Consider the following 21095-nt stretch of genomic DNA (forward strand, 5'->3'; position numbering starts at 1 on the left):
GGCCGTTGGGGAGTCGCGCTGACGTGTGCGATCGGTCAGCGGTCGGTCACTGCACGGTCACCGCGGCGGAGGCGGCCGCCGCGCTGCTGCCGGTTACGTCGGCGGCGCTCGCGGTGAGGGTGTGCGCTCCGGCGGCCAGCGTGGCCGACGAGGCGCAGGTCCAGGTGCCGTCGTCCGCCACCGGTGTGGTGCAGAGCGTCGTCCCCTCGGCCTTCACGGTCACCGTGGCGTCCGGCTCGGCGGTTCCCGAGACGGTCGGGGTGGAGGTGACGGTCGCGCCGGCCGCCGGGGAGGTGATCGTCACGGGCGGGGCGAAGTGGACGGCGTCGGGCACGCCGTCACCGCTGATCTTCACGGTGACGCTGTGCACCGTCACCTGACCGCCGCCGTTGCGGAGCCGGAAGTCGGCGCCGGAGTGCTCGGAGCCGCCGAAGAAGGCGTCCGAGGCGCTCACGGTGGCGGTCTTCCAGGTGTTGGTCCCGGTCAGCGGGATGCTGGAGGTGGACTTGTACGGGTCGGAGGAGCCGTTGTCGTAGTGCACGGCGAACGAGCCGGACCCCTGGTCGAAGTAGGAGATGGTGAACGTCGCCGAGTAGAAGCCCGAGTGGGCGATCGAGTCGTCGATGTCGAAGTAGATGTTGCTCTGGGTGCTGGTGCGCGCGGTCAGGCCGTCGACCACCGAGGCGGTCGTCGGACCGTCGAAGCCGCCCGAGGGCTTCTCGTCCTCGCTCATCCCGTAGGCGTAGTTGGTCGCGCCGACCACCGAGCCGACGACCGCTGTGCCGGGCGGCAGGTCGGAGGCGTCGAAGTTGAGCCCGGCCGAGGCGTCGCTGACCAGGCCGGTCGGGTCGGTCACCGTGGCGGTGACGGTCTGCCGGCCGGGGGTGAGGCCGCCGCTGGGGGCGCAGCTCCAGGCACCGGTGGCGTCGGCGGTCGCGGCGCACAGGGACGCGGAGCCCTCGTGGACGGTGACGACGCCGTCGGGGATCGTCGTACCCGCGATCGGGGAGGCGAGTTTGACCGTCGCCCCGCTGCGCGGGGTGGTGATCGCCGGGGCCGGCGGGAAGGCGTGCTGACTCGGCACCCAGGGCCCGGTGACGGTCACGCCGACGCTGTGCACGGTGATGGGGGTGGCGGAGTGCAGCCGGAAGTCGGCGCCGGCGTTCTCCAGGCCGCCGAAGTACGCTCCGCCGACACTGAACCGGGCCGTCTTCCAGGTCTGGCTGCCGGTGAGCGCGATGGTGCCGGCGACGTGGTCGCTGTCCCTGGGCCCGGCGTCGTACTGCACGGAGACGGATCCGGTCCCGGCGTCGAAGTAGGACACCGTCAGCTGGGCGTCGTACGCGCTGGTGGCGGCGGTGTCGTTGCCGATGTCGAAGTACATGTCGCTGCCGGTCTTCTTGGCGCCCGTGCCGGTGGTGCGCGCGGTCAGGCCGTTCACGACGGAGGCGGTGGTGGTGGCGCCGGTCGAGCCGGTGTAGTCGACCTGGTTCAGGCCGTAGGCGGAGTTGGTGGCGCCGAGGACGGTGCCGATGGTGGCGGTGCCGGTCGGGGCGGTCTTGTCGAGCCCGATCTGGACGCCGCCGAGGTGGCGGGCCGCGGTCGGCGCGGTGCCGGTCACCTTCGCGTACGACAGGGCGGTGGTGGGCGCCGCGACCTGCTGCACGAGGTACGACGAGCCCGCCTTGACGGGCACGTTCAGGATGTCGGCGGTGGTGGGCTTGAGGACGACCTTGCCGTTCTTGCCGTTGACGACCTCGACCCGCTGTCCGGGCCAGGGGTTCTTGACCTGCTGGTTGCCGGTGGTGCCGGCCTCGATCGCGGCGGTGACGAGCGTGCCGCCCTGCACCTGGACATCTACCTTGGTCTTGTCCTGGACGTAGACGCTGCCGCTGCCTTCCCAGTCGCTCGGCCAGGCCGGTGCGAAGCGGATGATGCCGTCGTAGTCCTGGGCGAGGGCCTCGTTCACCGCGGTCGCGGCGCCGGCCTCCTGCTCGATGTAGGGCTGGTAGCCGACGCTGTTGCCGAGGTCGGCGAAGCCGTTCGGGTAGACCTGGTGTCCCTCGGTGATGGAGATCAGGTCACTGCGCACCTCGGCGGGGTTCTGCAGCCGGGCCGCGTCGATCGCGTCCATCGACCAGTCGTTGCCGCCCTTGTTGGGCCGGTGGACGTAGCTGCGCTGCTCCAGCGAGAAGAGGTTGCTGTCCTGGTCGCTCACCGTGTTCCAGGGCCACAGCGGCTCCAGCTCGATGTTCTCCCCGTTCTGGCGCGCCGCGGCGGGCTGGTAGGAGATCGCGATCATGTCGGTGCCGGTGGCGTCGGCCGCTGCCGTCTCGGCCTGGGTGTAGTCCGGGTTGAGCAGCTGGGTGCGGGTGGCCTGGTCGGTCCGCGGGTACGGCGGGATCTCGGTCTCGGCCTTGGTGACCTGCTTGACCAGCGCGGCGTCGGTGGTGCGGGCGGTGCCGAGCTTCTTCGCGGCCTGCTCGATGATCGGGAAGAGCGTACGGTCCACCGCGATGTCGGTGGTCGGGTCCTGGACGGCCCACTGGGTCTCGTGCGCGTTGGCGTTGGCGTGCAGCAGCCCGTCGGGGCCGACGGTCTGGTAGGCGAGCTGGAACTCGGCGGTCGACTTGATGAAGGGGAAGTACTTCTTCAGCGTCTTGAGGTCGCCGGTGGCCTGGTACTGCTCCCACATGTAGAGCGCGACCTCGGGCCCGCTGGAGATGTCCAGCGCGTTCCAGTTCGGCGAACTGGCCTGGCTGCAGTTGCCGGTGGGGATGTCGAGGCCGTTGCCGTTGAAGCGCATGGTCTCGGGCACGCAGGAGCCGGGCAGGCCGCCCATCGCGAGCTTGGTCCACGCCTCGATGGCGGCCGTGTCGTTGGCGTACATGTCGAAGATCGGCGTGTTGAGCTGGTAGTTGCCGGAGCTCATGTTGGCCGATATCTGGGTGCGCAGATTCCACAGCCAGTACGCCGACGGGGTCCAGGTCTGGGTGTCCTTGTCCCAGGCGAACATGTCGGCCTCACCGGCCTGGCTGCCGGGGTAGATGCCCGCCTTCATCGACGCGGCTTCCTCGTAGAGGTAGAGCGTGCGGAGGTTCTCGATGTAGGCGGCGCTGCCGTCCGCCGAATTCATCTCGATCAGGCCGGAGTTGGTCCAGTAGTGCTTCCACCACTTGTCCTGGGCGGAGATCAGCGCGGACTCGCGCGCGGTCGCGTCGGCGCCGATCAGCTTGGTCGCGGTCCTGGCTGCGGTCTTCTTGGCGTCACCGCCGTTCCAGGCGGGAGATCCGACCACGACGCGGAAGGTCCCGTCGGCGTGCGGGGTGAAACTGACCTTCACCTGGGTCGGGCTCGCCACCGTGGTCTGCACCTTGCGGCCGCCGGCGGTGATGGCCGCGAGCGAGCCGAAGGTCTTGCCGCTGCCGATCGGCGGGCCGCCGTCCACCCAGGTCTCGGCCAGGGTGCCGACGGTGCCGGACACCTGGGCGGCGGGCTTGCGCCCGGACCACAGGTTGATGGTGGCGGTCTGCGCGATGGCGGGATCGGCGCCGGAGACGTCGACGATCAGCTCGTCCTTGCCGGCCGCCACCCATGCCTTCATCGACATGCCGCCGCCGGACTCACGCAGCACGCCGTCGGTGAGGTCCAGCCGCCCGGTGAAGTCGGCCGCGTGTGAAATCACCGACAGGCCGGGGATGTTGAGCTGGCCGGGCGACTTGCGGTCGGGCATGGTGTCCGAGCGGTTCAGCTGCGCGGTGAAGCCGCCCGCCGCCCAAGCGGCCACGCCCAGCGAGCCGTTGCCCAGCGGGATGGACCCGGTGGGGTTCACGTTCGGCGATCCGAGCACGATGTCGGACCGGCTGACGACCCCTGCCGGGTCGAGGTCGAAGGCACCCTTGTGCCACGCGGTGGTCGCGCCCGTCGCCGCCAGGGCGCTGCCGGAGTCGACCAGGACGAAGCCCGCGAGTGCGGCGAGCAGCGCCGACCAGAGCGAGAGAGCGCGCCGGAGCCGGCCTCTCCGGTACACGGGGTTGATCTGCACGATGCCCTCCAGGGCTGTACGACACTCGACCGCGGGTGATGAGCAGTGATCCGATGAATACGCCCTGTACATGGGCATGCCAGGTCGACTTCCTGCGGGGATGGCTGTGGGGGCCAACTAACATCGGACCACTGTCGTTCTAATCCATCCGCAGCGGTGCCGTAAAGACCCCGGACACACGAAGGACACATTCCCTGCCCGGCCCCGCGACACCTGCTGCCCCAGGGACCGCTGATACGCCGGGTGCCGCTCCGCCATGCCGCGGGAGGGGCCCTACCTGCTTCCCGCGGGGAAGGATGAGTGCCTGCGGCGTCCTGACGCGGTGGCCCAGACTGGCCTTATGGCAGATCAGGTCACCGAGCAGCTCCTCGACCGCTTCCTCACTACCGTCCGGCCGGTCGTACCGCTGGTCTCGGTGTGGGCCCATGGGTCGCTCGGCGGCGGCGACTACCAGCAGGGTCGCAGCGACCTCGATCTGATCGCCGTCCTCGAACGGCCCTGCACGGCGGCGGAAGAACGACAGCTCGGCGAGGCGCACGAGAGTCTCGGCCGCGCCGTCCCGCTGGCGGCGAGGCTGCACTGCGGTTACCTCGCGGCGGCGGAGCTGGACGATCCCGAGCGCTCCCATCTCACCTGGGCGTTCGAGGAACTGATGAGCCGCCCGGTCACCGCGGTGACGCGCCGCGAGCTGCACCTGTTCGGCCGCGTGCTGTACGGGCCGCCACCAACTCGTCTGCTGCCGCCGGTGACCGACGAGCAGCTCGCCGATTTCGTCGTCAGGGACCTGGCCGGCTTCTGGCGACCGGCCCTGGACCACCCGGAGCGCTTCACCCGCGACATCTGGGTCGACTCCGGTCTGCTGACGCTGGCCAGAGCGGCGACCACGCTGCGCAGCGGCCGGCTGATCACCAAGGGCGAGGCGCTCGACGTCCTCACCGAACTGGGCGCCCCCGCCGAGGTGGTGGCCGACATCCGGCGACGCCGCTACGGCGACCCCGGCCCCGCCACGGACCAGTGGATCACCCGCCGGGCAGAGCTGGCTCTTGCCTTTCTCGGCCCGGCGATCGAGCGGACGCTCACCGCCCACCGCGCCTGACGAAGGGCACCCGCGGCCGCTTCTACGCGCCCCGCCCGGCTTCCCCGGCGGCACGCTCCACCCGGCTCCGGTGCCGCCCCCACCACGCCGTGTCGCCGGGCGCGACATTGCCGCTCCCGGTCCGTTGGCCCACGACTCCGTCGATGAGTTCCCGCACGATGTCGGCGTGCCCGGCGTGCCGGTCGGTCTCGGCGATCATATGGACGAGGGCCCGGTGCAGCGTCACCTCGCTGCGCGACCCCCAGGCCACCCGACCGACCGCGGCCAGGTCCAGCGATTCGATCGTCACGTCCGAGTGCGCCCACACCCGCCGGTACAGCCCGACGATCTGCTCCCGCGTCTCGTCGGCGGTCGCCCACAGGTCCGTGTTCGGCTCCCCCTCGCCGGTGATCCAGGGCCGCGGCGCGTCGAACGGCCGCCCGAAGGTCTCGCCGAAGTACATCGCTTCGGCGCCGGCCGCGTGCTTGACCAGTCCCAGCAGGTTGGTGCCGGTCGGGGTCATGGGGCGGCGGATGTCGTACTCCGACAACCCGTCGAGTTTCCAGAGCAGTACGTCGCGGGCGTCCTGCAAGTACACCCGAAGATCCGCCTTGGGATCTGATCCGATCATGCGACCAGTCTGCTGATCGGCCGATCCGTGCGCACCGGCTTTTTCCGCCCGGCGGGCGGTGCCGATGAACGGCGACGACGTTGCTCGATCCTCGACAGGATCTCTAGCGTTGCTATCGTGGAGCCATGTCCGCCATCAGCGAGCGCCGCCAACGCGAACGCGCCCACCGCCATCAGTTGATCATCACGGCCGCGCGCGAACTCGCGGAGACCGAGGGCTGGGAGGCGGTGACGACACGGCGGCTGGCCGAACGCGTCGAGTACAGCCAGCCGGTGCTGTACAGCCACTTCAACGGCAAGGACGCCATCGTGAGCGCCGTCGCCCTGGACGGCTTCACCGAACTCACCGCCCAGCTGCGCCGCGCCCGGCAGACCGCCCCCGATCCCGGACAGCCCCTGCGCGCCGTCTGCCGCGCCTACCTGGACTTCGCGACCGAGCGGCCCGCCCTGTACCAGGCCATGTTTATCCTCCCCACCGACCTGAAGTTCGCGAGCGCCGAGACCCCGCCCCCGCTGCGGGCCGCTTTCGACGAGTTCGTCAACTGCTTCCCCCCGGACAACCAGCGACGCGAACTGTTCGCCGAAGTCACCTGGAGCGCACTGCACGGCATGGCCGTCCTCGCGGCCACCGACCGCATCCCCCGGGCCGGCCAGGACGAACGCCTCGACTTCCTCATCACCCAGCTCGCCGCCCCGCCCGTGGGGCCGACCACGCGGTAGGGGCCGCCACGGGCCCGGCAACGATCTGGGCGCTGACGAGCCGGCGCTCTACCCTGTCGCCCATGCCTACGACCGACGCCGCCCCCAGCGAGGCCGCTTCACTCCGACATCTCATCCTCTGGGACATCGACCACACCCTGGTCCGGATAGGCGGCGGCGTCAGCCGCGCGATCTATGAGCGGGCTTTCCTGCGGGTGACCGGCAAACCGCTGGGCGATCTGGCCGACATGTCCGGACGGACGGACCGGGCCATCATCGCGGAGACGCTGTGCCTGAACGGTATTGACGGGCCGGAGGCCTTGTTCGGCGACTTCTACGCCGCCCTGGCGACGGGCGCCGAACAGCTCGCCGACCGCATGTGCGAAGTCGGTACCGTCCTGCCCGGAGCACGCGAAGCCATCGCGTCGTGCGCCACTCAGCGCTCCGTGCAATCAATGGTCACCGGCAACATACGTCCCATCGCCATGACCAAGCTCAACGCGCTCGGCCTCGGCGACGGCCTCGACTTCAGCGTGGGTGGCTACGGCGACGACGGCAGCGACCGCACCGATCTGGTCCGCCAGGCACGGAGGCGAGCCTCGGAGAAGTACGGCGACACCTTCGCCGGCAGACGCACGGTCGTGGTCGGGGACACGCCTCATGACATCCGCGGGGCCCTCGATGCGGGCGCTCTCGCCGTAGGAGTCGCCAGCGGCAGGAGCACTCCCGGCGAGCTGAGTGAAGCCGGAGCGGACATCGTGCTGACAAACCTCAGTGAGTTCGCCGAGCGCTGCGGCGAAGCACTGGGCTGGTAGCCGCGGCGATCCGCTGACGGCTCCGATCATGATCCGCCGAGGACATCAGAGGTCGATGACCATCTTGCCGCGGACATGCAGGTGACCAACTCGCAGCACATCACGATCCAGGTGCTGCCGCACAGCGCCGGATCCCATGCCGGGCTGAACGGCCCGTTCGTCATCTTCGGCTTCGCCGGAGAGCGAGACCCGGACACCGTCTGCCTGGAGAACCTCACCGGAACGCTGTACCTGGAGCACCCGGGCGAACTGGCGGGCTACGCCGCGTCGTTCGACCACCTCCGCGCTTCCGCGCTCAACCCGGCCGACTCGCTGGCACTCATCCAGCAAGTCGCCAAGAGCTCGTCACACGATCTTGTGGTCTCAGCCCCTGTATCGCTAATGCTTGGCCGCCCACCTGCCGACCGGCTGGGCCCCTTGCACGGTGCCCTGGGAATGAGTCGGAATGTGCCGCCTACCGCAGCAGAGAGGCCGCAGGGGCGCAAGCCGGAAAAGACGCCCACGTGAGGGTGCGGCCATGCCGTTCCCGACATGTCCGCTACAACGAGGGCCCTGGTCGCCACAACGAGGTCCTGCAGAGCCACCCGGATGTTTTCCTGGGCACGACCGGGATGCCCGAACGCAATGAACCATCGCGCAAACCACGGCGGCAGCGGTCATCGGTCATGTCGGCTGTGGGCGGGGCGAACAGCCAGGTGGGGCCGCAGTGGAGACGATAATCCGCTCCGGCCCCACCCGCGGCGAATCAGGCCGTCCTTGACCGCGTGTGATCAGTCAGCATCGTTCTGTCCGTATCTGCCGATGGGACAGGACCAGGCGCTCTCACCTTTCGGATCAAGCCACACCACTTGTTCTCCGGCCACCCTGGGAACGGCAGGTCGCTGGGTGCCAGGAACCAGAGGGAGACCGACCGCGTACAGATCGACGTATACCTCCGGGATGCGATCCGCCATCGTGTACAAGACCTCTTGGCTCGTCCCACTTACCTGTACGCCGAATCCACGGGCTGCGCCGGACGACTCGGTCAGCAGTACAATTACCAACCCTGACGCATCGGGGCCCGAGAAATCGAGAGTCGGATGGGTGGTGACGGCGTCCCCTTGAAGGTCATGCATCACCAGCTCGGCTGTTTCTCTCAGGCGGAGAAAGACATCTTCTTCCTTGCGATCGTTCCTCGGCATGGCTCTAGGCTTCTCACACATCTGACAAAGTATAGGGCATACCGAAGGAATCAGGTCCTGCCGATGGGGAACTTCAGATGAGTCCGATGTAGAACGCGAACTGGGTGCTGATGATCTGCGTTCCGGCGGCCGTCGGGAAGGACTCATTGATCGTCAGCAAGTACGAAGCCACCGGGGTCGTGAACGAAGAATGCAACAGGTAACTGGCGGGCACGCTCGGGTGAGTGTCGACGTATCCAAATCCCTTCCCGTTCTTCGTCGCGGACGCTGACTCTGACATCGGCCCTATCGCCGTGGCGTAGACGTTGGAGTGAAGTTTATCGCTCCAAGCAAAGGTGATCGCCGAGGCCCCAAAATTGACCTGGCCAGTGAAGTGACTGTACTGAGTATCACCTGCGTAGGCCGGTGACCCCGGAACGAAGTAGACCGTCGCTGGAACAGAGGCGGCGGAGTCGGCGATGCTCCCATCCTTCTTTATTAACTTGCTGTGGGTTGTCTCCACCATTGTGTAGCCATAAGCCTGAAGCGGACTGCGGCCGTTGCCACCCGCCCCGCCCTCCGCGAGGGCGGAGGCGGGAAACAGCAAGGACCCGATCGCGGCAACTGTGGCAGCGAAGGTAAATCGCTTCTTTATCATGCTTCTTCCTTCTTTGTTTCCCTCGGCTAGAACGATCAGATCGTATCAACTCCCGCCCTGTGAGGGAAATTATCTTGCAGCGTGATGGACGCCACGCGTTTTAGCAGTTTGCATTTTTCCAATCAGAGTACTGTTATTGCATTGAATAAATGGAATAACATGTTCCAAATATGCTTTACCTTCTTTTCTTAAGAGCTGCTCTGGACATCGGCCTCTGGTACTCCAGCCGTGGATCACGATCTTGTGCGTATCGCTTCGGTCATCGGAGCGTCGCTCATCCGGGATGTAGCGTGTGGCGGCATGCCGTTTCCCGATGAGCGCAGTCAGGTTGCCGTAGTTGAGTACCGGCCTCAGTGGCCGGCCGAGTTCGATCTGCTTGCGCGGCAGTTGCGAGATGCGCTGGGTGATCTCGCGTTGGCGGTCGACCATGTGGGATCCACGTCGGTGCCGGGCCTGCCGGCCAAGGACTGCATCGATGTGCAGGTGCGGATGAGGTCGGTCGCGGAGGCGCGGGACGCACCGCTGCTCGCCGCGATCGGCTTCCGATGCCGCCCCGAGCCGTGGAACCGCATCGAGGTCTCCGGTGGCCGGGAGTGCCGCAAGCTCGTCTTCGCTCCACCGATCGGCGCACGCTCGTGCAACGTCCACCTTCGGGAGGGGGACGGACCCAATGCCCGCTTCGCACTGCTGTTCAGGGATTACCTGCGGGCGGACGAGGCCGCCCTCCGGGCGTGGGGGGCGTTCAAGCAGCGGCTGGCCTTGAGCGTGCCGGACCTGTTGGACTACGGACAGATCAAGGCCCCCGCCACGGAGGTGCTGATGGGGGCGGCCGAACGATGGGCCGCTGAGACCGGCTGGAGCCCTGCGCGAGCAGCGTGAGCAGGCTGCCCGCGCTTACGGCCGGAGCGCGGCACCCCGGAACGCGAGACCGCCGCCCCCACGAGTGGGAACGACCCGGATCGGCGGACTCCAGGCCCCTGCGGTCCAGGATCGGAGTAAGGCGGTCATGGAATACGGTTCCGCCAGTCGGGGCAAACCGAGACCCCGTGGTGTTCACACCTCGCATCACCCCAGAACTGCGTGCGCAGATAAAGGATGTTCGTGGGCTGACCGGTCAGACCATCAACGACGCACCCACCTATGACAAAGCGCCCCCGCTCCAAGACCTGAGCAAGGGCGCTTCTTCGTGTGTCCGGCCGACAAGTCTACATCCGCACAAGCTCGCCGTTGGCCGCACCTCCGACAAACGTACTCCATGCCGCGGCCGTGAAGACCAACGCTGGCCCATCGGGGTCCTTGCTGTCCCGCATGGCCACGTGGTCACCAGTTATGGCGACCTCGACACATTCTCCTTGGCCGTTGCTGTAGCTCGATTTGAACCACGTCGCATTGGCCAGATCGCCGTTACTCACCTACGCCACTCCTTTACAGCATCGGCGATGAACTTCCTGCTTGCCGCCTCGTTCAGCGATGCACCCTTGATGTTGTTGAACGCGTGCTCGTACCGATCTACCTCGTGCGGTTTGTCGAGGTAGAGGGCTCCGGCGAAGCCTTCGATGTAGATCGTGGTCGGCTCGGTCGGCATCCCCGTGCCGTTGATCGGAAACTCCAGCATGACGAACGGTCCGGACATGACGCCGTAGTGCATACCGCGGACGAACGGCATGACACGGACGGCGAGGTTGGGTAGCTCGCCAACGTCCAGGAGGTGAGCGAGCTGGTCGGCCATGATCTGCTCGTTGCCAATCGGACGGCGGATGACTGCCTCGTTCAGCACTACGCCGATACCGGGAGGATCGGTCACGCGGGTCAGCAACGCTTGCCGTTCGATCCGTAGCTGCACGCGCCGCTCGATCTCCTGATCGTTCACGCCAGGGTTGTCCGTCCCGATCAAGGTCCTGGCGTAGTCCTCGGTTTGCAGCAGCCCCGGCACCAACTCCGACTGGTAGATGGACAGGGCTGTCGCTGCCTCTTCCAAGCTGATGTAGACGTCGAGCCAGTTCGGGATGACGTCGCCATAGCTGTGCCACCACCCCTTGGCCTTTGTCTCCTTCGCGAGCGCCATCAGGGCGCCGGCCAGATCACTACCAGCACCGTAGACACGGCACATGGTCTCGACGTCATGGCTTCGGAGTGATGTCTGTCCCGTCTCGATCCGCCAGATTTTCGCCTCCGACCACTCCAGTGCTTCCGCCGCTGCCTTCACTGTCAGCCGGGCCTTGTTGCGCAACTCGCGTAAGTAGCGCCCGAGCTGACGCCTGGGAACGGTCGAACCGCTCGCTCCGTCGGCCACTTCGTGCCTCCTTCATTTTGAGGGTGCGTGCTCCCTCGCTATGCAAGCACCTGCCTGCTTGACCCGCAATGATGCCACCTCACAGGGGGTCATCTCACTGTGAGGCATTGCATATTGAAAGAGCCCGATGCTTGGCTCGTAGTACGCCGAGGTGGTGACGATGGTCGATCAGCCACCCGGCTCCCCGTCCGGCCTGGCCTCCAAAGGACTGTCCATGCACCAGCCGAAGCCCGATCCCATCGCTGCCGTCGCCTACCTCCGTCGTCTCCCCAACCTGGACGAGGAAGCTGTCCGGAAGCTCATCACGGCCTTAGTCGCGTTCTCCGTCGAACAAGGCTTCGGTCTGGCGGGTGTGCACTTCGAGGAAGGCCGCAGTCAGCGGCTGGACACTTGGATGGAACTCATCACCGAGTGCCGCTCGGAGGGTGTGGTCAACGTCCTGGTGCCGGACTCCGACCACTTCCACCACGCCCCGGCCGTGGCCGCGTTCATGCGGGAAGAACTGGCCGAGAAGATCCGCGGCACCGTCTGGCTCATGCACGAGGCCGGCGGAGCAGCGACCACAGAGACGACGGTCCCCGATGTTTCCTGAACAGACCACACTCCCCCTCGTCGCCCGCACGACATTCGCCGCGGTGACGACCACTCCCAGAGCAGTTCGGTCGTTCGTCAGGGACACGGTGCGGGCGTGGGACTTGGGACGCCTCATCGAGGCGGCTGAGGTCATCGTGAGCGAGCTGGTCACCAACGCGGTCAAGGCCACCAGGAGTAGCGCCCGGGACCCGGACAGGCTGTCCGTCCTCGCTCCGGTGAGCGTCGAACTCCACCTGAACGAGGGTGTGTTGCGCATCGCCGTGCAGGACGGCAGCTCGGAGCAGCCCGTGCTCAAGGCCGTCGATGACGACGCCGAGAACGGCCGTGGCCTGTTGCTGGTCGACGTGCTCAGTGTCCGGTGGGACGCCTTCCTCACAACAGGCGGCAAAGTCACCTGGGCCGAACTGGAGATCCCGAGCAAGGAGCACGCGTGACCACCGACCTGATCGCCGAAGTGAAGGCGAACTTCAAGCGCTTCGTGTCCGGTCACACCGACCCGGACATCGACGACACGACCGTCTACCTCGAAACCCTGCTGGCTGAGTGGCTGTACATCGGGATGGGTATCGAGGCCACCGCCGCCAACTACGACCACTTCTTACAGGTAGTCCTCGCCATCACGGACGACGTCTTGCAGGGCACCGCGCGCCTGGACTACAGCGGCCCGGAGGCAGCGCGGTACCGGCGCTCCATCTCCGGCCTGGTTGACCCCAAGCGCGGAGACAGCGTCCTGACGCGCTTCGGGTATGACCGACTGGTCTGGCAAACACAGGAAGGTCGGCGGTCGGACGAGCTGCGAGGGCTCGTTGCGCGAACTCTCACCACTTCGGAGCCGGAGACGACGGACACGTGACGCGGAAACGACCGCGCACCCTGTACCACGAACCAGCGTCGGTCACCTGGGCACGCACAAAGCGTGGACCCACCAGCTCAAAGAGCCCTCCGCCAGCCTGCACGCTGTCCGGGCGGCCCACCGCGGCCCCGCTGCCGGGCCTACCGCCCCGGTCGGGCCCCGAGTCACCGTAGCCGCCCCCAAATGCACACAGCGCCCACCCCGGCCGGGACGGGCGCTGCCAGCAACCAACAGGGGCCGCCCTGGCGGGCGGCCCCTGGAAGATACCGGGTTCCAATGAACTGCTTATGGTGGGCGATACTGGGATCGAACCAGTGACCCCTTCGGTGTGAACGAAGTGCTCTCCCGCTGAGCTAATCGCCCGGGACGTCACGAACCATACCGGTCGGCGGGGGTCCGCTTCAAACGAGATGCGCGGGCGGGACGGGGCTGGCCAGGCGGGCGAGCAGGCCGGTGCGGCCGCCGCGCATCATCAGGGCGTGGTTGGCGCGGAAGAGGGGGCGGCAGGGGATGGCGAGCAGCCGCATCAGCCGCTTGCGGACGACGACTTCCTGCTCGAAGAGCAACCGCGTGCCGCCGTTGGGCTGTTCCGGCCCGGCGGCCGGTATGCCGTCGAGGACGGTCCAGCGCACCCAGCCTTCCAGGTCCCCGGTCATCGCGACTTCGAGGATGCGCCGCTGCGGGTCCTGCCGGGTGGAACGCGCGGTGACCCGCAGCTCGTACGGGAGGATCGACCGGAAGCGGAGATCACCGCTGGTGTCACCGGTCTGCCGCACCTCGCGGACCTGGGGCCACCACTCGGGGTACAAGTCGGGCCGCTCCAGCACGCGGTAGACGGTGTCGGGCGCCGCGTCGAGGTGCCAGGCGGTGCGGAATCGGTAGTGACTCCAGCGGTCCATACCCCAAGTGTGCGCGTGGACGGCAGAATTGGGGGTGCCTTCGCAACGCTCCGTCGGACGGCAAGCACAAGAAGTAGGGACCGTGGAAGAAGCCCAACTCAGTGAGCGGCGCCGCCGCTTGGCGGAGGCGATGGAGCGGCGCGGTGACTGGCCGTCGCGCTCCCCGTGGATTCGGGAAGCCGTCGACGCGCTGCCGCGCGACCGGTTCGCGCCGGACCGGCTGTGGCACTGGGACGGACGCGCCTACGTACCGGTGGATCGGAGCACGGACCCCCGGCGGTGGGCGGACGAGGTGTACGCCGGCCCCGACGAGGGGTCCGTTACCCAGGTCACCGAGGGCCTGCCGTCCTCCAGCCTGTCCGGCGAGGCCGTCGTCGTCGACATGTTGGACTCGCTCCTGGTGGAGCCCGGCCATCGTGTTCTGGAGTTGGGCGCCGGCACCGGACGGAACGCGGCCCTGCTGAGCATGCGGGCGGGCCCGGGGCGGGTGACCAGCGTTGAGGTGGACCGGCAGTTGGCCGCGCGGGCACGGGAGCGGCTGCGCGCGGCGGACATCGCGGTGGATGTTCAGGTCGGGGACGGCGCGGAGGGATGGCCCGAGGGAGCGCCGTACGACCGGGTGTTGGCCACGTACGCCGTCGAGCGGGTCCCCTGGGCATGGGTGGCGCAGACCCGGCCGGGCGGCCGGATCGTCACGCCCTGGGGGCGGTTGGGGCACGTCGCCCTCACGGTCGCCGAGGACGGCCGGTCCGCGACCGGCTGGGTGCGTTCATGTCGGCCCGGGGCACCGACCCCGGCCTCGCCAGTTCATGTGGTGCCGGGAACCGGCCCCCGGTCCCCGCTGACCCCTCCCCGACCCGCCGGGCGCTGGCAAGCCACGCAAAAGCGCCGCCCGTCGGAGGACGGACGGCGCTGCCGGAAAAAGCTTCCCGCTCGACACCGGCCCTCGCGGGCCGGAATACGAGCGGAGTGACCAGGGTGGGCGATACTGGGATCGAACCAGTGACCCCTTCGGTGTGAACGAAGTGCTCTCCCGCTGAGCTAATCGCCCCGGCGTGCCGACAACGATACCGCACCCGATCAGGGCCCAGGACCACCGGACCGCCCGCCGGGCAACCTCCCGCGCGTCGAGAAGGGTCGGCGGCGCGCGATGGTCAGCGGGGTGCGGGAGTCGGGTCGGGAGCATGGGCCATGGCTTCGCCAGGCCCATTACCCTCCGTAGTCGCATTTCTAAACATACCGGACATATGACCGTCACTCGAATGGCCGCTCCGCAGGCCGAAACGCTGGGCCGGACGAGGTACCAGAAGCTTCACAAACCGCTCAGAGGGGTTTACAACGCCCTCTCAGGTGGCATGTCGATTTCGCCGACGTGCGAATCCCCGAGCGCACACTGAGCGAAAGGCCCTGGCGCTTATGAACACCACGGTCAGCTGCGAGCTGCACCTGCGCCTCGTTGTGTCGAGCGAATCCTCACTGCCTGTACCAGCGGGCTTGCGGTACGACACGGCCGATCCGTATGCCGTGCACGCCACCTTCCACACCGGTGCCGAAGAGACGGTCGAATGGGTGTTCGCCCGCGACCTGCTCGCCGAGGGGCTGCACCGCCCCACCGGCACCGGCGACGTCAGAGTCTGGCCGTCCCGCAGCCACGGTCAGGGCGTCGTGTGCATCGCCCTCAGCTCCCCGGAGGGCGAAGCCCTGCTCGAAGCCCCGGCGCGGGCCCTGGAGTCCTTCCTGAAGCGGACGGACGCCGCGGTACCGCCGGGCACCGAGCACCGTCACTTCGATCTCGATACGGAGCTCTCGCACATCCTCGCGGAGAGCTGACACCCGTATCCCGTCGTCCGCGGCCGTCCTACTCGGGGGGACAGCCCGGATCGCCGGAAGCCGCACCCGACCGGTCCGGCAGCCGGCCACCGCATGCGCGAGAGCCGTCGGCGTGGGGACCACACCCCACGGTGACGGCTCTCGCGCGCTAGAGTCACCGGAACCGCAGCCGCGGACCCCGCCGGCAGGGAGCGATTCCGTGCTGATCAACCATGACACCAGGTGCGCGCTCGACAGCGTGGTCGACCTGGTCAACACCCAGCCGCAGATCGAGGGACGCGAAGGCCTCCCGGACGTCGCCGCGCTGCGGGGGTTCGTGGAGCGCAACCGGGTCAGCGAGGTGGGCCGGCTCGACCAGCTGGACGTCAACGCCGTGCACGCGGTCCGCACCCGCTTCACCGAGGTCTTCGCCGCCGAGGACGACGCCGGCGCGGCCCGCATGCTCAACGCGATGATCGCCGAGGCCGGCACCACCCCCCGGCTCACCGACCACGACGCCTACGACTGGCATGTGCACTACTTCGCGCCCGGCGCCTCGCTGGCCGACCACCTGTCGGCCGACTGCGGTATGGCGCTCGCCTTCCTGATCGTCGCGGGCGAGCGGGACCGGCTGCGGCGCTGCGAGGCGCCCGACTGCCGCCGGGCCTTCGTCGACCTGTCCCGCAACCGCTCCCGCCGCTACTGCGACAGCCGCACCTGCGGGAACCGGCTGCACGTCGCCGCCTACCGGGCCCGCAGGCGCGAAGCCAACGCCTGAGGTCATGTGAAGAGCAGGTCCCAGGCCGCGCCGCCGCCGATCAGCCCGCCGATCACGCACAGGAACAGCATCAGCGGAGGCTGCGACAGCGCGTAGAGGCACCCCTTCGGCTCGACGAACACCCGCTCGGGCTTCGGCTTCCTCTTCGCCCTCACCGGCCGGGCCGGCCGCACCGCCGGTACGGATTCCACCACCGGAGCGGATACGCGGTCGACCACCGCGGCCGGCGCGGACTCCATCAGCGGAGCCGGCACGGATTCCACCGCCGGGCAGGGTGCGGCGGCGGGGACGCGGGGGGCGGGAGGGGTTCGAACGGACGGTTCGGCACCGTCCGGCCGCGGCGGGGCCAGATGATCCCCGGGGTAGGTCAGCACAGCCCGATGATCGCGGCAGGGCAGGGCCGTAGGGGCTCCAACACGCAGAGTTTACAAGCCTGTTTACCTGCGTCTCGGATGCCGGAATCCGACAGTCGAGACGGCTCGTCTCAGATAGTGTGCGTCGATTATCGTCGGCGCGGGACACCGGAACCGGCGGTTCCGGGCAACGGCGAAGTGCGCGGGCGCACGCTCAGATCCCGCGCCGCCGGAGGATCTCCTCGACGTCGGCGAAGTCCGACAGACCGCTGTCCGAACTCCCCCGCCGCTTGCCGGAGGCCCCGCGCGCGGCCGGCAGCGCCGGTGCCGCCGCCCCGGGGGAGACGGCCGACGCCCGGCCGACGCCCTCGGCCGCCTCACCGCCGCGCTTGCGGCGGGAGAACAGCCGGGTGACGCCGTAGAGCGCCACCGAGCAGCCGATCACCACGAAACCGGCCCACACGGTCGGCTTGAAGACCAGGTCCACCGCCCAGTCGCCGACCGCGGTGGCGATCCTCCGGCCGAGGGTGACCAGCCCGGCCATGGCCAGGCCCACCGGCAGCAGGGCGAGCGCGGCGATCCGGGTGGCCCGCAGATAGCGGCGGCGGTAGCCGGTGAGCACCGCCAGCGCCAGGCCCGCCGCGGACAGCGCGGCGCAAAGGGTCGTGGTCAGCATCGTGCGGCTCCTGGGCACTCCGTCCGGCCCGTGAGGTCCGGCCAAGGGCCCCGCGGAAACTCCTCGCCCCATCCTGCCTCGCCGCGGTCCCGGGAGCCATGGCCGACGGCCGGGTTCAGGGTGATCTGGGGGACGGCCTCCTCCCAGGGAAGGTCCCGAGGGCGTTCCGGAAGGCCCCGGGAGACCGCGGGAGGACCGGTCCCCTCCTCCGGGAGTGGGAGACTGACCGCATGACCGTCCCCGCTCCCCCCGTCGTCCTCGAATTCTGGTGCGAGTTGCAGTGCCCGGACTGCGGGACCGCGCTGGCCGACGTGGACGCGCTGCGCGCCCGCTACGGCGACGCCCTCGATGTACAACTGCGCCATTTCCCGCTGGAGAAGCACCGGTACGCGCTCACGGCGGCGCAGGCGTACGAGGAGGCCTACGCGCAGGGGCGGGGCCTGCCCTACGCGGCGGCGGTACTGGCCAGGGTCGAGGAACTGGACCGGCGCGGCGAACGGCTGCTGGTCGAGGTGGCGGGCGAACTCGGCCTGGACGCCGAGGAGATGGACACCGCGCTGATCGACGGCCGCCATATGCTGATGGTGGACTCCGACGAGGCCGAGGGCCGGGCGATCGGCGTCACCGGCACCCCGACGTATGTCATCGGCGGGGAGCTGCTGGACGGTTCCAAGGACCAGCGGGGGCTGCTCGAACGGATCAGCGAGATCGCCGACCGGCTGCTGGCCGCGCGGGGTTGAGGCGGCGGACCCGGCGGACGCGGCACACAGCGGCGGCCCGGCTCAGCGCAACTCAGCTCAGCTCAGCTCAGCTCAGCGACTTGGCGAAATACGAGAGCGTCGTGCGATAGCCCAGGGACGTATAGAGCCCCAGCGCCGGGGTGTTGCTCGCGAAGACATGCAGCTGGATGGTGGCCGCGCCGGCCTCCCGGGCCGCGTTCTCGGCGACGAGCATCAGTGTGCGACCGTGGCCCCGGCCCCGGTGGGCCGCCTCCACCGCGACGGAGAACACGAACGCAGGCTCGGTGACACGCAGCAGCAGGTGTCCCACGGTGTCGCCGGCCTGGTCGAGGAAGAGCAGGGCGGTGCCCTCGCTGTCCTGGCCGTCGGGCAGCGCCGCGGCGAAGCCGGCCGCCGCCCGGGCCGCCGCCTGGTCGCGGGGCACCCCGCGGTCGATCAACTCCCCCGCGAAATGGTCGTGTTGACGCTCGATCCAGGTCTCGTACTCGGCGGCGGACAGCGGCCGGGTCGTACCACCGGCCGGCAGCGGGTGGCGGGTCGCGCCGAGGTCCTTGGCCATGTTCCGGCTGATCTCGGTGTACCCCAGCGCGGCGGCGATCAGCGGCGCGTGCTCGGCGGCGGGCGGCACCGCGATCTCCACCCGGGTGCACCCCCGGTAGCGCAGCACCTCCTCGGCGGCGAGCGCCGCGACGGTGCCCCGGCCGCGCCGCCGGTCGCCCTCGTCGATGGCGAGCGCGGTTATCCGGCCGACCGCCAGGCCGTACCGGGGGTCACTGCCCAGCTCGATGCCGCCGACCGTACGGCTGTTGACGCACACGGCGTAGGAACGCGCCCAACTGCCGTCGGCCTCGCGGCGTTCGGGGCCCGAAGGCCTCAGGGTCGTCGTCACGGTCACTCTCCAGGGGGGTGGCGGTCGTCCTGGTCCAGCCGAGCGGGTCGGGACGGGCCGGCGGTCACGGGTTGAGGTCGGCGGCGGCCCGTTCGGCGAAGACCCGCATGGCCTTGGCGGTCACCGGGCCGGGGGCGTCCGGCACTTCGCGGTCGTCCACCCGGCGCACGGCCTGCACATCGCGCAGCGACGAGGTCAGGAAGACCTCCTCGGCCTCGGCCAGCGCCTCCAGCGGCAGATCGGCCTCCTGCGCGCCGGTCCACTCGACGACCAGCTCGCGGGTGATGCCGGCCAGGCAGCCGGAGGCGAGCGGCGGGGTGAGCAGCCGGCCGCCGAGGACGACGAACACATTGGAGCCGGTGCCTTCGCACAGCCGCCCGCGCGTGTTGGCGAAGAGTGCCTCCGAGGCGCCGTGCTGGTGGGCGCGGGCCAGCGCGACGACGTTCTCGCCGTAGGAGGTGGTCTTCAGTCCGCTCAGCGCGCCCTTCTCGTTTCGGGCCCAGGGCACCGTGACGACCGCGGTGGTGTCGGGGCGGGCCGAGGCCTCGCCGATGGCGACCACGAGGGTCGGTCCGGCGTCGCCCCGGTCGGAGCCGAGCGGGGACAGGCCACCGGTGAAGGTGACCCGCAGCCGCCCCAGGGGCATGGGGTTGGCGGCCAGCACCGCCTCGCAGGCGCGCGCCACCTCGTCGAGGTCCGGCTCGGGCAGGCCGAGGCCGCTGGCGGACCGGGCCATGCGCTTCAGATGCCGGGTGGTGGCGAAGGCACGGCCCCGCACCGCCTTGAGGGTCTCGAAGACGCCGTCCCCGACGGTCAGACCGTGGTCCAGCACCGAAACGGTGGCGTCCGCGGCGTCCCGCAGCCCGCCGTCCACCCAGATCCTCACGACAGCATCCTTCCGATCGCCCGATGCCCGGCCGCCGTCCGGCCGCCGGGTCCGTCTCCGCCCGCGTCAGGGCCCGCTCCGTCCGGCGAGCGCTCTCCCGCGTGCTCCCCCGACGCTACCGCCAGCAGCCGCCCGGCCTTGAGTTCTGTCTCCGCCCACTCCCCGGCCGGGTCGGATCCCCAGGTGATGCCGGCCCCGGTGCCGAAGCGCAGCACCGGGCCGCCCGGGTCGGTCCGGTCGATCCAGAACGTGCGGATGCCGACGGCGAGTTCGGCCGTCCGCCGGTCGGCGTCCACCCAGCCGATCGCGCCGCAGTACGGTCCGCGCGGCGCGGTCTCCAGCTCGCCGATGATCCGCAGGGCGCTGGATTTGGGCGCGCCGGTCACCGAGCCGGGCGCGAAGGCGGCCGCGAAGAGCTCCGGCCAGCCGGCGTCCGGCCGCAGCTCGCCGCGCACGGTGGAGACCAGGTGGACCAGGCCCGGGTGGGGCTCGACCGCGCACAGCGCCGGCACGGTGACGGTGCCGGGGGCGCACACCCGGCCGAGGTCGTTGCGCACCAGGTCGACGATCATCACGTTCTCCGCGCGGTCCTTGGGCAGGAAGTCGGCGGTGGTGCGGGCGGTGCCCTTGATCGGGCCGGACTCGACGGTGGCGCCGGCCCGGCGCAGGAAGAGTTCGGGTGAGGCGGTGGCGATCTCCACGCCGTGCGCGGGCAGCCGGATCGTTCCTCCGTACGGGGCCGGGTTCCCCCGCTCCAGGGCCGCGCCCAGGGCGGCGATGTCGTGCGGGGCGCCGTCCTCGGGGCCCAGCGGCGCGCTGAGCACCCGGCACAGGTTGACCTGGTAGACCTCACCGGTCGCGATACGGTCCCGAACCGCGCGCACGCCCTTCTGGTACGTGTCCCGGTCCATCGAGGAGGTCCACGCCCGCGGGGCGGGGCCGCGCCACCGGCCGGGGGCGGCGGCCGGGGCGGGGAGCCGGCGGACGTCACCGAAGCGGGCGCAGACCGTACGGCCCTCGAAGTCCACCGCGACCGCCCAGAAGCCCGCGGAGTCGAGCGCGCCGAGGTCGGTGGTGACATCCCGCAGGTCGGAGGCGAGGCGGCGGCTGAAGCGCGCTATGGGGGCGAGGTCGTGCACGGTGTGTTCCCAGTGGGCTGGAGGGCTGCTGAGCGGTCGGCGAGCTGTCGCCCGACGCGTCCGCCGGCCGGCGACGGCAGGGCTGCCGGCGGGGGGTCGGAAGG

Annotated in this window: 24 protein-coding genes and 2 tRNA genes; 12 read left to right on the forward strand and 14 right to left on the reverse strand. The window is 69.5% G+C overall.

From position 1 onward, the window contains the following. Nucleotides 1–46: 46 nt before the first annotated feature. The gene (locus ACFO3J_RS11505; protein WP_386428798.1) at nt 47–4045 is read right to left on the reverse strand and encodes an Ig-like domain-containing protein; all 3999 of its coding nucleotides are present in this window, start codon (nt 4043–4045) and stop codon (nt 47–49) included. A 340-nt stretch (nt 4046–4385) separates the two neighbouring features. Here ACFO3J_RS11505 and ACFO3J_RS11510 point away from each other — a divergent pair, with 340 nt between their 5' ends. Then, nucleotides 4386–5141, forward strand: coding sequence for a nucleotidyltransferase (locus ACFO3J_RS11510; RefSeq protein ID WP_386428800.1), 756 nt, complete (start codon nt 4386–4388; stop codon nt 5139–5141). Between the two features lie 22 nt (nt 5142–5163). Here the strand turns inward: ACFO3J_RS11510 and ACFO3J_RS11515 are convergent, their stop codons facing one another. Beyond that, nucleotides 5164–5751, reverse strand: a complete 588-nt coding sequence (locus ACFO3J_RS11515) for a DinB family protein (protein WP_386428802.1) — start codon at nt 5749–5751, stop codon at nt 5164–5166. A gap of 125 nt (nt 5752–5876) precedes the next feature. Here ACFO3J_RS11515 and ACFO3J_RS11520 point away from each other — a divergent pair, with 125 nt between their 5' ends. The 3 genes from ACFO3J_RS11520 (at nt 5877) to ACFO3J_RS11530 (ending at nt 7771) form a co-directional block, all read left to right on the forward strand. Then, nucleotides 5877–6470 (forward strand): TetR/AcrR family transcriptional regulator, encoded by a 594-nt coding sequence (locus tag ACFO3J_RS11520; protein WP_386428804.1) that lies wholly within the window; start codon nt 5877–5879, stop codon nt 6468–6470. Between the two features lie 62 nt (nt 6471–6532). Continuing rightward, the gene (locus ACFO3J_RS11525; protein ID WP_386428806.1) at nt 6533–7264 is read left to right on the forward strand and encodes an HAD family hydrolase; all 732 of its coding nucleotides are present in this window, start codon (nt 6533–6535) and stop codon (nt 7262–7264) included. Between the two features lie 75 nt (nt 7265–7339). Further along, a complete protein-coding gene (locus ACFO3J_RS11530) occupies nt 7340–7771 on the forward strand; it encodes a Scr1 family TA system antitoxin-like transcriptional regulator (protein WP_386428808.1) in 432 nt (143 codons plus the stop codon). Between the two features lie 263 nt (nt 7772–8034). On the opposite strand, the gene ACFO3J_RS11535 is transcribed toward ACFO3J_RS11530, so the two are convergent. Beyond that, entirely contained in the window at nt 8035–8466 is a 432-nt protein-coding gene (locus ACFO3J_RS11535) for a hypothetical protein (RefSeq protein ID WP_386428810.1), read from the reverse strand. 52 nt (nt 8467–8518) lie between these two features. Then, a complete protein-coding gene (locus tag ACFO3J_RS11540) occupies nt 8519–9082 on the reverse strand; it encodes a hypothetical protein (RefSeq protein ID WP_386428812.1) in 564 nt (187 codons plus the stop codon). A 300-nt stretch (nt 9083–9382) separates the two neighbouring features. Between ACFO3J_RS11540 and ACFO3J_RS11545 the strand changes: the two genes are divergently transcribed. Then, nucleotides 9383–9961, forward strand: a complete 579-nt coding sequence (locus ACFO3J_RS11545; RefSeq protein WP_386428814.1) for a GrpB family protein — start codon at nt 9383–9385, stop codon at nt 9959–9961. A gap of 326 nt (nt 9962–10287) precedes the next feature. Here the strand turns inward: ACFO3J_RS11545 and ACFO3J_RS11550 are convergent, their stop codons facing one another. Together ACFO3J_RS11550 and ACFO3J_RS11555 are read right to left on the reverse strand one after the other, a co-directional pair. Continuing rightward, nucleotides 10288–10494, reverse strand: coding sequence for a DUF397 domain-containing protein (locus ACFO3J_RS11550; RefSeq protein WP_386428816.1), 207 nt, complete (start codon nt 10492–10494; stop codon nt 10288–10290). Beyond that, complete coding sequence (locus tag ACFO3J_RS11555; RefSeq protein ID WP_386428818.1) at nt 10491–11375, reverse strand: helix-turn-helix domain-containing protein; 885 nt, start codon at nt 11373–11375, stop codon at nt 10491–10493. Before ACFO3J_RS11555 ends, ACFO3J_RS11550 begins: the two co-directional genes overlap by 4 nt. Nucleotides 11376–11535: 160 nt before the next feature. Between ACFO3J_RS11555 and ACFO3J_RS11560 the strand changes: the two genes are divergently transcribed. Genes ACFO3J_RS11560 through ACFO3J_RS11570 form a run of 3 tightly spaced genes read left to right on the forward strand, consistent with a single transcriptional unit; the run spans nt 11536 to nt 12822 of the window. After that, entirely contained in the window at nt 11536–11967 is a 432-nt protein-coding gene (locus tag ACFO3J_RS11560; protein WP_386428820.1) for a hypothetical protein, read from the forward strand. Nucleotides 11968–12010: 43 nt separating this feature from the next. After that, nucleotides 12011–12403, forward strand: coding sequence for an ATP-binding protein (locus ACFO3J_RS11565; RefSeq protein WP_386428822.1), 393 nt, complete (start codon nt 12011–12013; stop codon nt 12401–12403). Continuing rightward, the gene (locus tag ACFO3J_RS11570; RefSeq protein WP_386428824.1) at nt 12400–12822 is read left to right on the forward strand and encodes a hypothetical protein; all 423 of its coding nucleotides are present in this window, start codon (nt 12400–12402) and stop codon (nt 12820–12822) included. Before ACFO3J_RS11565 ends, ACFO3J_RS11570 begins: the two co-directional genes overlap by 4 nt. A 288-nt stretch (nt 12823–13110) precedes the next feature. Here ACFO3J_RS11570 and ACFO3J_RS11575 read toward each other — a convergent pair. Both ACFO3J_RS11575 and ACFO3J_RS11580 read right to left on the reverse strand, forming a co-directional pair. After that, nucleotides 13111–13185: transfer RNA gene (locus ACFO3J_RS11575), tRNA-Val, on the reverse strand. Nucleotides 13186–13223: 38 nt separating this feature from the next. Further along, nucleotides 13224–13721: an SRPBCC family protein gene (locus tag ACFO3J_RS11580; protein ID WP_386428826.1), complete on the reverse strand. Its 498-nt coding sequence runs from the start codon at nt 13719–13721 to the stop codon at nt 13224–13226. An 82-nt stretch (nt 13722–13803) separates the two neighbouring features. Here ACFO3J_RS11580 and ACFO3J_RS11585 point away from each other — a divergent pair, with 82 nt between their 5' ends. Beyond that, the gene (locus ACFO3J_RS11585) at nt 13804–14694 is read left to right on the forward strand and encodes a methyltransferase domain-containing protein (protein ID WP_386428828.1); all 891 of its coding nucleotides are present in this window, start codon (nt 13804–13806) and stop codon (nt 14692–14694) included. 6 nt (nt 14695–14700) lie between these two features. Here ACFO3J_RS11585 and ACFO3J_RS11590 read toward each other — a convergent pair. Continuing rightward, nucleotides 14701–14772, reverse strand: a tRNA-Val gene (locus ACFO3J_RS11590). Nucleotides 14773–15137: 365 nt separating this feature from the next. Between ACFO3J_RS11590 and ACFO3J_RS11595 the strand changes: the two genes are divergently transcribed. Both ACFO3J_RS11595 and ACFO3J_RS11600 read left to right on the forward strand, forming a co-directional pair. Continuing rightward, entirely contained in the window at nt 15138–15551 is a 414-nt protein-coding gene (locus tag ACFO3J_RS11595; protein WP_003959770.1) for an SsgA family sporulation/cell division regulator, read from the forward strand. Between the two features lie 199 nt (nt 15552–15750). Further along, the gene (locus ACFO3J_RS11600; protein ID WP_386428830.1) at nt 15751–16308 is read left to right on the forward strand and encodes a CGNR zinc finger domain-containing protein; all 558 of its coding nucleotides are present in this window, start codon (nt 15751–15753) and stop codon (nt 16306–16308) included. Nucleotides 16309–16310: 2 nt separating this feature from the next. Here the strand turns inward: ACFO3J_RS11600 and ACFO3J_RS11605 are convergent, their stop codons facing one another. Together ACFO3J_RS11605 and ACFO3J_RS11610 are read right to left on the reverse strand one after the other, a co-directional pair. Beyond that, entirely contained in the window at nt 16311–16571 is a 261-nt protein-coding gene (locus ACFO3J_RS11605) for a hypothetical protein (RefSeq protein ID WP_386428832.1), read from the reverse strand. Nucleotides 16572–16875: 304 nt separating this feature from the next. Further along, nucleotides 16876–17337 carry a hypothetical protein gene (locus ACFO3J_RS11610; protein ID WP_386428834.1) on the reverse strand — a complete coding sequence of 154 codons (462 nt, stop codon included), beginning with the start codon at nt 17335–17337 and terminating at the stop codon, nt 16876–16878. 230 nt (nt 17338–17567) lie between these two features. Between ACFO3J_RS11610 and ACFO3J_RS11615 the strand changes: the two genes are divergently transcribed. Further along, nucleotides 17568–18077, forward strand: coding sequence for a DsbA family protein (locus tag ACFO3J_RS11615; RefSeq protein ID WP_386428836.1), 510 nt, complete (start codon nt 17568–17570; stop codon nt 18075–18077). A gap of 67 nt (nt 18078–18144) precedes the next feature. Here the strand turns inward: ACFO3J_RS11615 and ACFO3J_RS11620 are convergent, their stop codons facing one another. The 3 genes from ACFO3J_RS11620 to ACFO3J_RS11630 form a co-directional block, all read right to left on the reverse strand. Further along, nucleotides 18145–18966, reverse strand: a complete 822-nt coding sequence (locus ACFO3J_RS11620) for a GNAT family N-acetyltransferase (protein ID WP_386428838.1) — start codon at nt 18964–18966, stop codon at nt 18145–18147. Between the two features lie 64 nt (nt 18967–19030). Next, nucleotides 19031–19852, reverse strand: a complete 822-nt coding sequence (locus tag ACFO3J_RS11625; RefSeq protein WP_386428840.1) for an aminotransferase class IV — start codon at nt 19850–19852, stop codon at nt 19031–19033. Next, on the reverse strand, nt 19849–20991 hold the full coding sequence (locus tag ACFO3J_RS11630) for a chorismate-binding protein (protein ID WP_386428842.1): 1143 nt from the start codon (nt 20989–20991) through the stop codon (nt 19849–19851). The genes ACFO3J_RS11625 and ACFO3J_RS11630 overlap by 4 nt, the downstream gene beginning before the upstream one ends. Between the last annotated feature and the right edge of the window lie 104 nt (nt 20992–21095).

It is taken from the genome of Streptomyces polygonati, from assembly GCF_042650325.1.
GTDB classification, from domain to species: domain Bacteria; phylum Actinomycetota; class Actinomycetes; order Streptomycetales; family Streptomycetaceae; genus Actinacidiphila; species Actinacidiphila polygonati.

Excerpts from the sequence above, each read along its gene's own strand:
- ACFO3J_RS11510 (WP_386428800.1), top strand. The coding sequence starts at position 4,386 with ATGGCAGATCAGGTCACCGAGCAGCTCCTCGACCGCTTCCTCACTACC.
- ACFO3J_RS11515 (WP_386428802.1), bottom strand. The coding sequence starts at position 5,751 with ATGATCGGATCAGATCCCAAGGCGGATCTTCGGGTGTACTTGCAGGAC.
- ACFO3J_RS11520 (WP_386428804.1), top strand. The coding sequence starts at position 5,877 with ATGTCCGCCATCAGCGAGCGCCGCCAACGCGAACGCGCCCACCGCCAT.
- ACFO3J_RS11525 (WP_386428806.1), top strand. The coding sequence starts at position 6,533 with ATGCCTACGACCGACGCCGCCCCCAGCGAGGCCGCTTCACTCCGACAT.
- ACFO3J_RS11530 (WP_386428808.1), top strand. The coding sequence starts at position 7,340 with ATGCAGGTGACCAACTCGCAGCACATCACGATCCAGGTGCTGCCGCAC.
- ACFO3J_RS11535 (WP_386428810.1), bottom strand. The coding sequence starts at position 8,466 with ATGTGTGAGAAGCCTAGAGCCATGCCGAGGAACGATCGCAAGGAAGAA.
- ACFO3J_RS11540 (WP_386428812.1), bottom strand. The coding sequence starts at position 9,082 with ATGATAAAGAAGCGATTTACCTTCGCTGCCACAGTTGCCGCGATCGGG.
- ACFO3J_RS11545 (WP_386428814.1), top strand. The coding sequence starts at position 9,383 with ATGCCGTTTCCCGATGAGCGCAGTCAGGTTGCCGTAGTTGAGTACCGG.
- ACFO3J_RS11560 (WP_386428820.1), top strand. The coding sequence starts at position 11,536 with ATGGTCGATCAGCCACCCGGCTCCCCGTCCGGCCTGGCCTCCAAAGGA.
- ACFO3J_RS11580 (WP_386428826.1), bottom strand. The coding sequence starts at position 13,721 with ATGGACCGCTGGAGTCACTACCGATTCCGCACCGCCTGGCACCTCGAC.
- ACFO3J_RS11595 (WP_003959770.1), top strand. The coding sequence starts at position 15,138 with ATGAACACCACGGTCAGCTGCGAGCTGCACCTGCGCCTCGTTGTGTCG.
- ACFO3J_RS11610 (WP_386428834.1), bottom strand. The coding sequence starts at position 17,337 with ATGCTGACCACGACCCTTTGCGCCGCGCTGTCCGCGGCGGGCCTGGCG.
- ACFO3J_RS11615 (WP_386428836.1), top strand. The coding sequence starts at position 17,568 with ATGACCGTCCCCGCTCCCCCCGTCGTCCTCGAATTCTGGTGCGAGTTG.